We start from the raw sequence: 16,242 nt of genomic DNA, 5'->3' as shown, positions 1-16,242 counted from the left end.
ATTTTATTTTTAAGCTCATTTACCTATTACCACTCATAGATAGTGTGATTTTTATCATTTTAGGTTCGGGATAACCTAAATATCTTTTGGTAATTTTATTGAACCTAATATTTATTCTTTAGGGAGAAAGAATATATGTGGGAATTATTTGTAATTCTACTTTCACTTGGGCTGTTGATGTATACAGCTTACAAGGGTTTTTCAGTCATTCTAATGGCACCAATTTGTGCCTTACTTGCAGTTTTACTCATTAACCCAGCCAATGTTTTACCGTTTTATTCGGGTGTATTTATGCCCAAAATGGTGAACTTTATTAAAGATTACTTTCTTGTATTTTTACTCGGGGCAATTTTCGGTAAAGTCGTTGAAATGTCAGGAATTGCTGAGTCTATCGCACGAACGATTGTAAGATGGATTGGAGCAAAGAAAGCAATTTTAACAGTTGTATTACTCGGTGCAATTTTAACCTATAGCGGTGTAAGTTTATTTGTTGCTGTATTTGCGATTTATCCATTTGCCAACCAACTATTTAGACAAGCTAATATTCCAAAACGTTTAATTCCGGGAACCATTGCGCTTGGTGCATTTACATTTACCATGGATGCATTGCCGGGTACGCCACAAATTCAAAACGTAATTCCAACTACATTCTTTGGCACCAATATTTATGCCGCACCATTTCTAGGAATTATCGGTGCAATTTTTGTTCTATGCATGGGTTTGGCTTACTTAGAATGGCGTCGCCGCGCTGCTGCGAAAGCAGGTGAAGGCTATTCTGGCTTTGGAGTAGACAATACCTCGTCTCAAGAAATTGAAGCCGATATGAACTTGCAAAATAATGGAAGTACGGCGCGTCAGTTCTTAGCTTTTGTACCGCTTATTCTTGTTGCTGTAATGAACAAATATTTGTCTAAAGCAATCAAAGAGTGGTATCCAAATGGTTTTGATTTTGCTGCCGTTGGTTTAGCTGACTACACCGTAGATGTAGCAAAAACTGGTGCGATCTGGGCGGTTGGTCTTGCACTTATTGTCGGGATTATTTCTGCAATTTTATTTGATTATCAGCGTGTAGTGACGAATTTCAAAGAGGGCATTAATGCCAGTATTGGCGGCTCACTTTTAGCAGTGATGAATACAGCTTCTGAGTATGGTTTCGGGGCAATTATTGCGTCATTACCAGGCTTTGCTCTGATTAGCCATGCAATGAGCAGTACCTTCACAAATCCTTTAGTGAATGGGGCGGTGACCACAACCGTTTTAGCTGGTATTACCGGTTCAGCTTCTGGTGGTATGAGTATCGCTTTAAGTGCGATGGCTGAACATTATAACGCCGCGATTTTAGCCGCCGGTATTCCACCAGAAGTTATGCATCGTGTCGTTGCGATGGCATCGGGTGGTATGGATACGCTTCCGCATAATGGTGCTGTTATTACTTTACTCGCTGTTACAGGTTTAACCCATAAACAATCGTATAAAGATATTTTTGCAGTCACGGTAATTAAAACGTTAGCGGTATTTGTGGTCATTACGGTTTTTACCGTAACGGGTATTGTTTAAATCAGCGCGTTATAAGTATTAAGGAGTAAATAAATGACAAAACTTTTAGACGGTAAGGTCGCTTTTATTACAGGTTCTGCAAGTGGTATCGGTCTAGAGATTGCTAAGAAATTTGCTCAAGAAGGTGCCAAAGTTGTTATTTCTGATATGAATGCGGAAAAGTGTCAAGAAACGGCGAACTCACTTAAAGAGCAAGGTTTTGAGGCATTATCTGCACCATGTGATGTGACCGATGAAGATGCTTATAAACAAGCGATTGAGCTGACTCAAAAGACCTTTGGTACAGTTGATATCTTAATTAACAATGCTGGTTTCCAACATGTTTCTTCAATTGAAGAGTTTCCAACGGCTGTTTTTCAAAAGTTAGTTCAGGTCATGTTAACAGGGGCATTTATTGGTATTAAACACGTTTTTCCACTCATGAAAGCTCAAAAATATGGCCGTATTATTAATATGGCCTCAATTAATGGCTTGATTGGTTTTGCTGGAAAGGCAGGTTATAACAGTGCTAAACATGGCGTGATTGGCCTAACAAAAGTTGCGGCATTAGAATGTGCACGTGACGGTATTACGGTAAATGCTTTATGTCCAGGTTATGTAGATACACCATTGGTTCGTGGTCAAATTGCAGATTTGGCTAAAACGCGTAATGTGAGTTTAGACAGCGCACTTGAAGACGTAATTTTGGCAATGGTTCCTCAAAAGCGTTTGCTATCTGTTGAAGAAATTGCTGACTATGCAATTTTCCTTGCAAGTGGTAAAGCTGGTGGAGTAACAGGTCAAGCTGTGGTTATGGATGGTGGTTATACTGCCCAATAATTTAAGTATTTTACAAAGCCGCTTATTTTAAATAGGCGGTTTTTTTATTTGTTGAAATTTACGATAGTCTACTGTTCAAAATAATGATTTATCTCTACTGTATTTGTTTATAAAAAATCTAATAAAATAAGTTTGTTAAAGTATGAAATTATACTTTAAAGGTATTTAACTTATTTCCATTTTTAAAATCTAATAGAGTATGAGAAAGTAATCTTTACTCTCTTTCTTGATTCGATATTTTTCAGGAAAATGCGTCAATTAAAGGATATTAATTGGCATACAAGTTGCTTTTTAAGCAATAAGTTATTTAGCTAGGTGAAAAGGATATGATATCACTCAGCCAACAGACGGAACTCAATCATTATTCTCGCAAAGCTGAATTTGCGCAGAATTTGATGTCCACAATTTGTGGTGAACACCGTCTAGACACAATTTACAAAGACACTCTCGATTTTCACTATGACGGAATGCGTTTGCCTAATAAAAAAATGGCAATCGGTACAATTAGTTATGGTGCAAATGTTGCCATTAATATCTCAAATTTAAAGGCGTATAGCATTAGTTTACCTATACAAGGAAAACAAGCTCTCAACATTCGTGGCGCTCATTATCAATCTGATGAAAATAGAGGCCTTATTGTTTCAAATAACGATCAGCAAGATCTGATTATCGATAAAGATTGCAGAAAATTTCAGGTGGTTATTCCTGAGCGAAGTATGCAAATTGTCCTTGCAGATCTACTCAATAAACCAATTGAAACTCCCATTATTTTTAACCCTGAGATGCATCTGGACTCGGAGCAATTGATTGGTGCATGGTGGAAGAATATTCAAAATTTTGTACAGTTAAAATCGCAATATAGCAATTTCTATGGTTTGCAGATGTTATCTGAAGACTATGAAAATTTTGTAATTAAAGCGTTATTGTTGTCTCAAGAAAACAACTACTCTGAAGCCTTAAAGTCACTTTCACATCAGGATGAGCCAGCTTATATACGTAAGGTTCGTAATTTTATTATTGAACATGCGCACGAAGAAATCTGTGCAGAAGATTTGCAACGTCTGGCTGGGGTTTCAAAATCAAAATTGTATGACGAATTTCAACAGTACTACGGCACCAGTCCAATGTCGTATTTAAAAAAATATCGCCTTCAACAAATTTATAAAATCTTGAGCACCACAGGAGCAGATAGAAAGGTTTCTATTTCAAAGCTTGCCTATGACTGGGGCTTTAACCATTTAAGTCGTTTTTCTCAAGAATATCGTGAAGAGTTCGGCGAAAATCCAAGCGAGACCAAAGGCAAAATTTTCTGATATTTAATTTTTCCATTAAAAAACTGATTTAGGCAACTAAATCAGTTTTTTATTTATCGATTAATGTCTATAGACTTTCTTCAAGTTTTAATACTTGTTTGTTTTTAGATTTCTCATAAATTACTTTCAAGCTAAGTGCAATAAATGAGATGAAGGTTGGCAATGCAAGAATAAAGAAAATACCGCTTAAGCTTAAGTTAAAAGTGAAAATGAGCGAGCCAAAGAAAGCACCTAAAATTGCACCGATACGACCAATACCATGCATCCATGAAACGCCAACCGCGCGGCACACTGCTGGATAGAACATAGCTGCAAGTGGTAGTAATGAAGATTGAGCACCTGCGAGTAAGGCACCAATTAAGAAAATAGTAAGCCCTAATAAGAAAATATTTGAGCTCACCAGACCTGCAACAATGAATAGCCCGAAAGCGATGAGATATGAATATTTAATGACTGTAGTTGGATTCAATTTATCCATGTACCATCCCATAATGGTTGCGCCAATTACACCACCGAAAGGAAAAATCGCGGCAATTAAACTAAACTGTTGAGTACTAAAACCTGCTGTTTTTAAAATTGTTGGCATCCAGCTTGTTAAAAGATAAAACACCAATAGACTGGTAAAGCAGCAGAGCCAAAGCATGCTTGAACCCCAAAGGTATTTACCTAGAACCACCTTAACTGGATTTTCATCTGATGCAGTTTCTGATTGAGTTAAAACAAGTTTTACTGGCTCTTGAAAAGAATGGCCTTGAATATTTTCTAAAATACGCTGAGCTTTGTCTTGTTGATGGCGTGTAATTAAGTATTGAGTTGATTCTGGTAATTTAAGTAATAAAGCAACTACTAAAATTAGGGGAATACTTCCGCCAATAATAATCACTTTTGCCCAGCCATAACTTTCTAATAGATAAGCTGATAGCACACCGCCGCAAGAAATACCGAGCATAAAACCACAGCCAGCAAGACCTGTAAGGAATGCTTTACGTTTTACAGGCATATATTCCGAGACAATGGTACTGATGTTTGGCATGGCTGCGCCTAAACCAACACCTGTAATAAAGCGATAAATCATTAAGTCTTGAGTTGAATTAGCAAAGCCACACAAAATCGTAAATATTGAAAATAAAAGGCTTGTAAAAACAATGACACCTTTACGCCCAAACTTATCGGACAGAGGGCCAGAAATGATTGCACCAATTGACATGCCGACTAAGGCAGCACTTAAAACAGGAGCGAGTTGAGGCTTGGTAACTCCCCAATCATCTAATAATGCAGGAGCAATAAAACCAATAATCCCTGTGTCTAGACCATCGCAGAAGAAGACAAAAAAGCCTAGGATAAAAACCATCCACTGTAGTGGAGACAGTTTCTCTCGGTTGATAATCGTGTTTGCATCTATCGTTTTCATATGTATTCCTTATTCATTAAAATTTTTTGCTGTAATTAACGAAGAAACGGTTTTCAGAGAAATCGTTTCCATGCTTAACGTCGTAATTGATGAAGATGTACTGAAGAGCTAAACCTTTGAGGAATGGCTGTTGAAGGGCATAATTGACAATAACGTTTGCTTCACTTTCTTTATTTTTTAAGCCATCTACTGTCTTAAAGTGATCGCCATATACATATTTAAAAGTCGTATTTAAACCAGGCACATAATCTTTAAAGTCATAGCCATAGATGAAGTGATAAGACTTTTCATCTTGTTTGAAGAAACCAGTGGTGTTCCAGTTAATGAAATAAGTTTCAGGCAAAAAACCATCTGGTAACGGGTAAGCAGACTCACCAATAATTTGTTGATAACCCAAACCAAAGCTATGATTTTTTACTTTAAGCGTTTCTAGTAACCCTACATTTTGTGCATCGATGTCAAAAAGATTTCCATTATCTTTGGCATTGAAATATTTGAATTTTGAATTAACTGAAAAATTAGAATTTTTCCATATATGGTCCATTCCCACATAATGTTTGTTATATAAATCCTCCATATTTCCAAAGTAATATTCACCCTTCAGCGTAGGCGTAAATTGATAGCGAAGATCTATATAGTTAAGGCCGTCGGAGTAACCAGTCACACCTTTTGAAGTAAAAGAAAATCGATGAAAGTCTTCTTCATTTCGCGGTGATACTTTTTCAATACGGCCAATTTCTGCAAAAAGCTTATTGTTTAGCTGGCTCTTAAGATTAGCTCCCCAATAAGACGTCAGGAGTTGCCGACTTGCATCTACTGTGGTTACGGGTAAATCCAGCCATAATTCACCAATGCTGAGTAGCGTCTTGTTATAGCCTAACTTTAAAGTCGCGCCATATTTTAGATAATCAGGTGCTTGGGACTGCGTGGCTTTATCAAAAGGTAACACCGTATCGGCAACATGTTTATCTTGGCTTAAACGAACCGCATATTGTGCTGAAGCATTTGCGCCAATTTGAATTGGAGTTTCACCAATTTCTAACGGCGTATCATGCATATTTGAGTTGTAAAATAGAGAAACTGATTGTGACCAGCTACCTGTGTCTTTTACATCTGGATTGTCATAGTTTCTATCTATATATGCATTTTTTGATGTAAATTTCCATTCTTCATCCGCTGAATAAGCCTGAGTAGAAAATGCACTACAACATAAAATATTGATGAGCATTAACGTTTTTTGTTGTCCATAAATTGGCCATGGTCGATGCATAAATAAATGCCTTAATTTAGAAAATGACTGGGCTTTTTTATGTAATCAAATTAATTACATGACTTGATTGAACTATTTTTAGCCAATCGTCACTATCCAATAAGTCCTAATCTTCATCCATTTTTTCCAAATTAGATAAAAAGTATTAATTTAATTTTTTAATTTAAAGTTATGAAATTTATTAGTTTTCTTATTTTTTTGTGTTTTATCCAGTTTGATGAATTTTGATAATTGCGCAGAGATTGGATAGTGCTTGCAGCTTTTGGACAGTCTAAAAAAAAATTCGGATAGAAGATAAAGCCATAACAATGTCAGGAGTTGACACTATGGCTGGTCAAACCGTTCAAATTAAAACAGCATCTGGAAAGCAGTTCAGTGCATATCTAGCGACACCAGAAACAGGAAAAGGACCTGGAGTGGTGCTTTGTCAGGAAATCTTTGGGGTGAATGCAGCCATGCGAGAAAAAGCAGAATTTCTTGCAGAAGAAGGCTATACCGTTTTAGTTCCTGATTTATTTTGGCGTGTAGCACCTAATATCGAACTGGGTTACACACCAGAAGATTTTCAAAAAGCTTTCGAGCTTTATCAGCAATATGATGAAAATCTTGGGGTTGAAGATATTCAGGATAGCTTAGGTTTTTTAAAAACACGACCAGAATGTGACACCTCTACAGGCCTCGGTGTGGTGGGTTACTGTTTGGGTGGAAAGCTTGCGTATCTTGCGGGCTGTCGACTTTCGGAAGTGGCATGCGCAGTTGGGTATTACGGTGTAGGCATTGAAAAAGCGATAGATGAGTTAGCCAACGTAAAAGGGCGCTTGGTTTTACATATTGCAGAACTGGACCAATTTACACCGCCAGATGCGAGACAAGCGATTGTTGATGCAGCCAACCAATATTCAAATATACAAGCCTATGTATATGAAGGTGTTGATCATGCCTTTGCACGACCAAAAAGCAACCATTACCACAAACCTTCAGCACGTTTTGCCCACGAGCGTACAGTAACAGCTCTACATGACACGATTGGACCGAAATATGACCTAGTCGCGCTATGGGAAGAGCATATTCGTCATGAGTTCGATACGCGTGACGTGCCAGCTACCATGGCAACGATGGTTGCTGAACCTTATGTCAACCATATTCCAACCTTAACTGGCGGTGTAGGCCAAAGCCAGCTTGCCCGTTTTTATCAATATCACTTTGTTCATCAAAACCCGAAAGATATGAAGATCACTTCGATCTCTCGTACGGTTGGCTCAACGCAAGTGGTTGACGAATTCATTATGAGCTTTACCCACGACGCTGAAATTGACTGGTTATTACCTGGTGTAAAACCAACCGGTAAATATGTCGAAATTCCAATGTTAGGTGTAATTCAGTTTAGAGGTTCAAAGCTGTGCCATGAGCATATTTACTGGGACCAAGCGTCGGTGCTCGTTCAAATTGGTTTATTAGACCCAACAGGCTTACCCGTTGCAGGTGTCGAGACAGCACGAAAACTTCTTGATGAAGACCTTCCTTCAAATACGTTGATGCCATCTTGGTCAAGTAGTAAAGGCAAGCCAGTCAATTAAGGAGGATCTGCAATGAATATAGATTTAAAAGGAAAAGTCGCTGTGGTGAGCGGCGGAGCAACACTCATTGGTAAAGCTGTTGTACAAGCTTTGGTGAGTGCGGGTGCTCATGTTGCTATTTTAGATATTGATGCCAAAGGCAAGGCGATTGCAGAAAGCTTTAACCATGATGTGATGTTTATTCAAACCGATTTAACCAGCGATGCGGCTATTCAACAAGCTGTGGTAGATATTCACCAACATTTAGGTGAAGTGAGTTACTTGGTGAATTTGGCATGTACCTACTTAGATGATGGTTTTAAATCTTCACGTCAGGACTGGTTACAAGCACTCGATCTTAATTTGGTCTCTACCGTTGAGCTGAGCCGTGCTTTATACACTGACCTAAAAAAGCAGCAAGGTTCAATCGTTAATTTTACTTCAATCTCGGCCAAAGTGGCACAAACAGGGCGCTGGTTATATCCAGTTTCTAAAGCCGCGATACGTCAACTCACACAAAGCATGGCAATGGATTTTGCTGCCGATGGTATTCGCGTCAACTCCGTTTCACCGGGTTGGACATGGTCTCGTGTCATTGCAGAAGTCAGTGGTAATAACCGTGAAAAGGCCAATAGCGTGGCAGCCGATTACCACTTGCTAGGCCGATTGGGCCATCCCGAAGAAGTCGCCAATGTTGTTTTGTTTTTATTGTCACCTGCTGCGAGCTTTGTCACCGGAGCAGATTACGCAGTCGACGGTGGCTATTCAGTGATGGGCCCTGAAGGATCACAGCCTGCTATTCCACGCTTAGCCGAATAGCACAGCGTTTTAAAAGCACATTTAGAAAACTATGGAGAATATTATGCGCCGTATTGCAATTGTTGGAGCAGGACAGTCTGGTTTACAGCTTGGTTTGGGGTTATTAGATACAGGTTATGACGTGACCATGATCACCAATCGAACTGCCAACGAAATCCGTCAAGGTAAAGTCATGTCAAGCCAGTGTATGTTTCATACCGCTTTACAAACTGAACGTGACTTGGGACTAAATTTCTGGGAAGAACAATGTCCAGCAGTAGAAGGCATTGGGCTAGCTTTAGTTAACCCTGAAAATGGCGGTAAAGCATTTGAATGGAGTGCTCGTCTTGAGCGCTACGCTCAATCAGTCGATCAACGCGTCAAAATGCCATATTGGATGGAAGAATTTGAACGCCGTGGCGGTCGATTGGTGATTCAGGATGTTGGTATAGAAGAGTTAGAACAACTCGCAAACGACTACGAACTTGTCTTACTCGCGGCTGGTAAAGGTGAAGTTGTTAAACAGTTTGAGCGTGATGATGCACGCAGTGTTTTTGATAAACCTCAGCGCGCTTTGGCATTGACCTATGTCAAAAACATGAAGCCAATTTCCCCATACTCTCGTGTGACTTTTAATATTATTCCAGAAGTGGGCGAGTACTTTTCATTTCCAGCACTTACCGTGAATGGGCCTTGCGACATTATGGTCTTTGAAGGTATTCCAAATGGGCCAATGGACTGTTGGCAAGATGTGAAAACACCTGAACAGCATCTGCAATGTAGTTTGGACTTACTCAAGAAATTTGTACCTTGGGAATATGAACGCTGCGCAAATGTTGAGTTAACCGATGCTGGTGGATATTTAGCAGGACGTTTCCCGCCGACCGTACGCAAACCCGTTTTAACCTTACCCTCTGGCAAGAAGATTTTTGGTATGGCAGATGCCTTAGTGGTGAATGACCCGATTACTGGTCAAGGCTCAAACAACGCTGCTAAGTGTAGCAAAATCTATTTCGATGCCATTTTAGCCAATGATAATCAAAACTTTAGCGAACAATGGATGGTTCAAACTTTTGAACGTTATTGGGCTTATGCAGAAAAAGTCGTGGCTTGGACCAATAGCTTGTTATTACCACCAGAGCCTCATGTCGTTGAACTACTAGCAGCCGCAAGCCAAAACCAAAGCATTGCTTCTATTATGGCCAATAACTTTGATGACCCGCGCGCTTTTGCCCCTTGGTGGTTTGATGCAGATGAAGCTCAAGCATTCTTGGCCTCAAAAACCGCAGCAAAAGTGGCTTAAGGGCAAAACAGCAAAGGGAGAATTAAAAATGGACACAATTGAAACTTTAGCTTTACAAGCGATTAATGCTGAAAACCCAAGAGAAATTCGTAATTTGCTTGGACAGTTTGCAACTGGCGTTACCGTGATTACAACTCGTGGTAAAGATGGCCGGAAAATAGGCATGACAGCCAATTCATTTTCTTCACTGTCTTTAGATCCACCATTAATTTTGTGGAGCCTTTCAAAAACAGCTCCAAGTTTGTCTGATTTTGTAGAAGCTGAATATTTTGCCATTCATATGTTGGCGCAAGAGCATCATCAGCTTTCTGGGCATTTCGCTCGAGGTGCTGACGATAAATTTGCAGGCATTGCCCATCAGCAATGCAATGCTGGCGTTCCAATTTTATCCGATGCACTCGCAACCTTAGTTTGCCGAAATGTAAATCAGTATGAGGGTGGAGATCACCTGATTTTTATTGGTCAAATTGAACAATACCAACAACGCCAAGGTGAACCATTGGTATTCCACGCAGGAAAGTATCGGATTGCCGCAGAGCATCCAGAATTAGCACATTAATTCACCATAATCACGATCAATCCGGTCGTGATTTTTTTATAGGAAATAAGAAGATGAAAAGCACTTTAATTAAACATGGCTTTTTAGCAGGGACATTGTTGGGTTTGCCATTGGTTACACATGCCTATGATTTACCGACCGTAAACTTAGGTATGACCAGCTTTCTCGATGGCGGCTTACCCGCAGGGCCCGGCTGGTATGCTCAAACCTACTTTCAAAATTACGATAGCAATAAACTGGTCGATGCCAATGGACAAAAATTAGGTTTGCCTAAAACAGATTTAAATTATCAAGTATTGGTTGAACAGATTAGTTATTTATCGAATGTCCGAGTAAAAGATAAAGCCAGTCTAGGCATGAATTTTTTAATTCCTTTTGTCAGCAAAATGGACATGGATGATGGCTTGAATAATGCTGCAATTAAGGCCCAAAGCGGCTTTGGGGACATTATGATAGGACCTTTTATTCAGTTCGATCCAATCATGGGTACACAAGGGCCGAAGTTTGTACATCGTTTTGAGTTTCAGGTGAATTTACCTACTGGCGAATACGATAAACAAAAAGATATTAATCCAGGTAATAACGCTGTTTCATTTGACCCTTATTGGGCTGCAACATATTGGTTTAATCCAAAATGGACAGCTTCAACGCGTATCCATTACCTCTATAACTTTAAAAATGATGACCCAAGCTATGCATTTGCTGGAGCAAATGATATGCAAGCTGGTCAAGCAATTCATGCAAACTTTGCAACAGACTATGCTATTACCGAACAGTTCCGCTTAGGACTAAATGGTTATTGGCTAAAACAAATCACGGACACCGAAGTTGATGGTGAAAAAGTCAAAGGTCGACGTGAACAAGTTTGGGCAATTGGTCCTGGTGCGATGTACAGTTTTTCTAAAAATGATCACTTAGTTGCAAATGCATATTTTGAGCAAGATGCTGAAAACCGCCCAGAGGGAACACGACTACAAGTTCGTTATGTCCATCATTTTTAAATTATAAAAAAAGCCTTTTATATCAATCAATATAAAAGGCTTTCGTCTATTGTAAACTTAAGAAAAAATTGAAGTAATTAAGCCTGAACCTTCACTGTGACCAGATCGACGAGTAGACGAAGGTAATTCCCCATAGCGGCGTTTATATTCTTGAGAAAAACGGCCTAAGTGAGTAAATCCCCATTTAAATGCAACGTCTGTGACCGATAGATTTTCATTATGCATGAGTTCTAAATGAGCTTGTTCAAAGCGTAATTCCTTTAGATAAGACATTGGGGTTGTCCCCAAGTAATTTTTAAAACCAGTAAATAGTGTTCTCACGCTCACGCCTGCATGTTCAGCTAAAATTTCGACATTAAGCGGCTCATGTAAATGTTCTTTAATGTAGGCTTCTGTACGCTTCACAAAATAAGGAGAAACAGTTTTTTCTTTATGCTGATCTATTTTGTGTAATGCGTTATTGGGTTGACCATAAATGAGAGCATTAAATAAATTTGACTCAAACTGTTTAAAGGCTAAAGGATGATGGAGAGGGTGTTGCTCGCATGCTAGAGCATCCATCAATGTTCTAACCAGCTGCAAAAAATAGGCTCCACCTTGGGTAGAAAAATCTAATTTAGGGTCAAAAACGAGTAAGTTATTCTCTGAATCCGCAATGTGTTGACGGCAATGGTAAGTAAAATCATCCTTTGACACTTTTAGAATAAGCTGGGGTGAGTTTGCATGCCAGCGCATACGTAAAGATTGCTGAGGAGAAATAAGAGAAGCAACTTGAGAATAAGAAATAAACTTTTGAGAACCAAACTCGATTTCTGCGTAGCCTTGAGTTGGAATTTGAATAAGGTAAAAGTTATCAAGGTGATCTGGTTCAATAATGACATCTGCGCCATATTCCAAGCGACTAATAGATAGTGCGCCTGTTTTAACATGGTGCATGGTTGCACTGAAATCTCGCTTCTGCTGAGAGATTTTAAGATCATGCGGTTTAAAAATCTGCCCTACATTTCGGCAAGTTTCGCTTAAATCGTGGTGATCAAAGACCAGATTATGATTGGTAAAGATAGACTCATTTTGAAAATGACGTCCATTGAGTTCGTGGGAGTTGGCTTGGTTCATATTTATCCCTTTTGGCTCACTCCTGTATTTACTTGTGTTGTAAAAGCTTTAAAACTTCGCTGCACATCAAGTAAATACGGCACTTAAAAAATTAAGTTACTCGCAAATTACAATGAGATATAAGCAAAATACAGACCAATTTAACCGCTAATTAATATGATTTTCTCAAATTTTTAAGTCGGATTTTGTCCATCAATTTAATACATTCGAGAAATAGAATAGGGGAATATAAAAGGTGCTATAAGTTAATCTCATCATGATCTTATTCCTTAAGATCTATCAAAATTTATAGCAAATCCGAGCGAACTGGTCAATTTATTTTGTCGGAATTTATTTTTTATATTATTGATATATATTAACTTTTAATTTTTATGCAAAAATTCAATATACCCCTTGCAGAGTATATTGAATCATTTCAGGTTTCAGTGGTTTTTAAATTATTTATACTTTTAACGTGAGGTATTGCTTTGTAAAAACTTCTCGCTGTAAATACGATAGTTTTGCAAAGCTTGCTCATCCAACCAATTTTTAACGGCTTCAATCATTGGTGGGGGGCCACATAAATACATATCAAAAGCCTGCTCGGCCAGTTGATCTTTATTTAAGTGCTCATGAATATAACCTGCTTTACCTTGCCAAGCTTCCGTTGCTTTAGTCACAATCGGGTGATAACTAAAGTTTGGTAGCTGCTCCGCGTAGGCATGTAAACGCTGTTGTTCGCATAAGTCGGTTTCACTATTTACGCCGTAATATAACTGAACCGCAGGTGAGTTCGGTTGATCCACCAAGTTATCAAGCATTCCCAAGAAAGCAGATAACCCTGTTCCACCTGCCACAAAAACCAGTGGTCGCTGTACTTCACGTAAATAGAAACTACCAAGCGGTGCTTCAATAAGTAAGCTTTGTCCAACCTGACAACGATCACGCAAATAATTACTCATCACACCGTCTGGCAAGAGACGAATTAAAAACTGTAATTGATTGGTTGCGTTTGGTCTGTTTGCAAATGAATATGAGCGCCAATCTTCAGTATCTGGAATTTGCAAACGAGCATATTGACCCGGTAAAAACTGAAGTTGTTCAGCATGACTGCTTGCATCAAGATGCAAAATTGCTGTCGTTTCAGAAACCAGCTCAACCGCTGTCACTTTGGTTTCAATTTTTAAAGTATCACCAGCGTTACAGATCGCAGAATCATGATCAAAATAAAAAGCTGCATCGGATTTCACACGCGTCTGGCAAGCTAACATTTTTCGCTCAGCCAAATCACGCTCACTTAATGCATCTTCATCAACATATTCTTGTTCATAAATACCAGTTTCACATTGACCCTGACAGGTACCACAAACACCTTCACGGCAGTCTAACGGAAGGTTAATTCCTTGACGAACTGCTGCATCAAGCAACAATTCGTCGTTATTCACCGAAATGAAAAAGGTTTTGCCATCGGCAAAGTTAAGTGCAACTGAATGTCCCATTTTCATTCCCCTTAAACGTGATAGAAGTCTAAAACGGAATCAATTTTGTCATTAAGCAAAATGCTGTGCTGACGACGAATGCGGAAACCATCTGCGGTTTGGCGTAAAAGATAAGTAGCATGTCCGTAAAAACAACCTTCTAAACCTTGACGGTTATAAAGCGTTTGCCATGCAACTTTTGCTTCAATTACTCCATCATCCAATGTTTTAACTCGAATGTTGTTTATGCTGTGCAAAGTACGTGGTAACGGCGTTGCAGAGGCTGCTTTTCCGGTACGAATACGGAATACACGGTCTTCAAGGCCTGTACGGTCCGCATAATAGATATAAGACAAACCCTGATTTGGATCTTGAACATAGTGATGATCATCAATCCACTGTGGAATATGATATTCGCTATCTTCATCGTAAAGCTCTAGATAGGCATCCCAGTCATAAGCATCACAAAGCTCTGCTTTTTTGTACAAAAACTGAGATACAGCAAAATTTAGTTCTTGTGACATGGTTACACCTCATCCATTAGGGCATTGTTTTCAAAAGTAATATCCTGCATTTTCAATGCTTTTTTATTTAAGCCGTCGAGCATTAGATGTTGCCAATGTCCATGCTGGTTTACATAGAGTCCTTCATGGGTAAACTCACGGCCAGTAATGACGGGTTGAATGCCTAAATCTTGTGAGTTTTTGGTCGCGCCATATTCCCAAGACTGACAACCACGCGAAATATCGCTCCAACGTTCCAGCCGTGCCTGAAAACCTTTTTGCTGTTCACGGAATTCAACTAAATCGTCTGGTGTACCAAGGCCCGACACATTAAAGAAATCTTCAAACTGGCGAATACGGTTACGGCGCGCTTCAGCAGATTCACCTTTAACACCAATACATTGACTAATGACTTCAGTTTTATTCCAAGCCACAGGGCGAACAATACGAAGCTGTGAGCTAATCTGGTCCATAAAAAATAAGCTAGGGTACAAGTTCAAGTTTCTTAAGCGGTGCATTGCCCACTCAGCATATTTTTCGCCGTATTTTTCAACCATATATGGCATAACTGTACTGTAGCCCGGACGAACAGTCGGATTTGGCATGTCACTGAATAAAACACTATGGCCATTTTTAAAGCTAAACCAGCCATCGTCAGTTTCTGAGTCACCAGCACCCAACTTGCTATAGTCAAGCGTGTCGAGTTCTGCACCTTTTGATGCATTGACTTGCTGACGGTGTTGAACTGTAGAGACATAGTTATAGTGAACAGTGCTGACATGGTAGCCATCTAAGCCATTTTCATTTTGTAGCTTCCAGTTACCTGCAAAGGTATAAGATGACTTGCCTTGTAGTACTTCGAGTTCACCTGTCGGCGATTGGTTGATCATTAAATCAAGGAACAGTTTTGCATCACCCAAAAAGTCTTCTAGTGAGTCTGTTGCTTGAGTATCAAGGCTTACAAATACAAATCCACGATAGCTGGCAATACGGCCTTGTTTTAAGCCACGGCTTGATTTATCAAAATCTTCACAATATTCGCCAGGTGCTTTGACTTTAACCAAGCGACCATCTGACTTATAGCACCATGCGTGGAATGGACAGGTAAATGTAGACTGATTGCCTTTAGCAACGCGTGTTAAGGTCGCACCGCGGTGTTCACAAGCATTGACCATCGCGTGTAATTCGCCTTTACCATCACGGCTCACAATAATCGGTTGACGACCAATTTGAACTGTTAGGAAATCATGATTGTTTGGAATCTCACTTTCGTGACATGCATAAATCCAAACCTTTTCAAAAATAAGCTCCATTTCCAAGTCAAATAGTTCAGGCTCGGTAAACATATTACGTGCAATACGAAACACGCCATCGTTAGGACGGAAGTCGATACATCCATCTACAAAATCATTCCATTGTTTTAAATTAGATGAGGTCATTGCTCAATCCTCCAATCAATCAGCTTTTAACTGATTGAACCGCGATTAGGCCTGAGCCTCTATCCGTTTTTTCCAGATCTTTATCCACTTTGTGCAGTTTTGATTTTTTAATAAGACTATCTTTAAGATGTAATCGCATT

General features: G+C 39.3%; 14 protein-coding genes. 8 read left to right on the top strand and 6 right to left on the bottom strand.

Annotated elements, in window-relative coordinates:
* Nucleotides 1-135: 135 nt before the first annotated feature.
* The 3 genes from F968_RS09270 (at nt 136) to F968_RS09260 (ending at nt 3,689) form a co-directional block, all read left to right on the top strand.
* Complete coding sequence (locus F968_RS09270; protein ID WP_004792479.1) at nt 136-1,557, top strand: GntP family permease; 1,422 nt, start codon at nt 136-138, stop codon at nt 1,555-1,557.
* Between the two features lie 33 nt (nt 1,558-1,590).
* A complete protein-coding gene (locus tag F968_RS09265; protein ID WP_004792476.1) occupies nt 1,591-2,376 on the top strand; it encodes a 3-hydroxybutyrate dehydrogenase in 786 nt (261 codons plus the stop codon).
* Nucleotides 2,377-2,702: 326 nt separating this feature from the next.
* Complete coding sequence (locus F968_RS09260; RefSeq protein WP_004792475.1) at nt 2,703-3,689, top strand: AraC family transcriptional regulator; 987 nt, start codon at nt 2,703-2,705, stop codon at nt 3,687-3,689.
* A 67-nt stretch (nt 3,690-3,756) separates the two neighbouring features.
* Here the strand turns inward: F968_RS09260 and F968_RS09255 are convergent, their stop codons facing one another.
* Nucleotides 3,757-5,100, bottom strand: coding sequence for an MFS transporter (locus tag F968_RS09255; RefSeq protein WP_004792472.1), 1,344 nt, complete (start codon nt 5,098-5,100; stop codon nt 3,757-3,759).
* Nucleotides 5,101-5,116: 16 nt separating this feature from the next.
* Nucleotides 5,117-6,328: an OprD family outer membrane porin gene (locus tag F968_RS09250; protein WP_228128918.1), complete on the bottom strand. Its 1,212-nt coding sequence runs from the start codon at nt 6,326-6,328 to the stop codon at nt 5,117-5,119.
* Nucleotides 6,329-6,696: 368 nt separating this feature from the next.
* Here F968_RS09250 and F968_RS09245 point away from each other — a divergent pair, with 368 nt between their 5' ends.
* Genes F968_RS09245 through F968_RS09225 form a run of 5 tightly spaced genes read left to right on the top strand, consistent with a single transcriptional unit; the run spans nt 6,697 to nt 11,587 of the window.
* Nucleotides 6,697-7,947 (top strand): dienelactone hydrolase family protein, encoded by a 1,251-nt coding sequence (locus F968_RS09245; protein WP_004792470.1) that lies wholly within the window; start codon nt 6,697-6,699, stop codon nt 7,945-7,947.
* A 12-nt stretch (nt 7,948-7,959) separates the two neighbouring features.
* Nucleotides 7,960-8,745 (top strand): SDR family oxidoreductase, encoded by a 786-nt coding sequence (locus F968_RS09240; RefSeq protein ID WP_004792468.1) that lies wholly within the window; start codon nt 7,960-7,962, stop codon nt 8,743-8,745.
* 43 nt (nt 8,746-8,788) lie between these two features.
* Entirely contained in the window at nt 8,789-10,027 is a 1,239-nt protein-coding gene (locus F968_RS09235; RefSeq protein ID WP_004792466.1) for a styrene monooxygenase/indole monooxygenase family protein, read from the top strand.
* 28 nt (nt 10,028-10,055) lie between these two features.
* Nucleotides 10,056-10,586: a flavin reductase family protein gene (locus F968_RS09230; protein WP_004792464.1), complete on the top strand. Its 531-nt coding sequence runs from the start codon at nt 10,056-10,058 to the stop codon at nt 10,584-10,586.
* 53 nt (nt 10,587-10,639) lie between these two features.
* The gene (locus tag F968_RS09225; RefSeq protein WP_004792463.1) at nt 10,640-11,587 is read left to right on the top strand and encodes a SphA family protein; all 948 of its coding nucleotides are present in this window, start codon (nt 10,640-10,642) and stop codon (nt 11,585-11,587) included.
* Between the two features lie 57 nt (nt 11,588-11,644).
* On the opposite strand, the gene F968_RS09220 is transcribed toward F968_RS09225, so the two are convergent.
* From F968_RS09220 to antA, 4 genes are all read right to left on the bottom strand, one after another.
* Nucleotides 11,645-12,703 (bottom strand): AraC family transcriptional regulator, encoded by a 1,059-nt coding sequence (locus F968_RS09220; RefSeq protein WP_004792462.1) that lies wholly within the window; start codon nt 12,701-12,703, stop codon nt 11,645-11,647.
* A 449-nt stretch (nt 12,704-13,152) separates the two neighbouring features.
* Nucleotides 13,153-14,187 carry an anthranilate 1,2-dioxygenase electron transfer component AntC gene (antC, locus tag F968_RS09215; protein WP_081399511.1) on the bottom strand — a complete coding sequence of 345 codons (1,035 nt, stop codon included), beginning with the start codon at nt 14,185-14,187 and terminating at the stop codon, nt 13,153-13,155.
* Nucleotides 14,188-14,192: 5 nt separating this feature from the next.
* Nucleotides 14,193-14,684, bottom strand: a complete 492-nt coding sequence (antB, locus tag F968_RS09210; RefSeq protein WP_004792456.1) for an anthranilate 1,2-dioxygenase small subunit — start codon at nt 14,682-14,684, stop codon at nt 14,193-14,195.
* Between the two features lie 2 nt (nt 14,685-14,686).
* Nucleotides 14,687-16,102 (bottom strand): anthranilate 1,2-dioxygenase large subunit, encoded by a 1,416-nt coding sequence (gene antA, locus F968_RS09205; RefSeq protein WP_004792454.1) that lies wholly within the window; start codon nt 16,100-16,102, stop codon nt 14,687-14,689.
* Nucleotides 16,103-16,242 lie beyond the last annotated feature (140 nt).

It is taken from the genome of Acinetobacter sp. NIPH 817 (assembly GCF_000368405.1).
Taxonomy (GTDB): domain Bacteria; phylum Pseudomonadota; class Gammaproteobacteria; order Pseudomonadales; family Moraxellaceae; genus Acinetobacter.
This window is presented reverse-complemented; position numbering and strand designations above follow the sequence as displayed.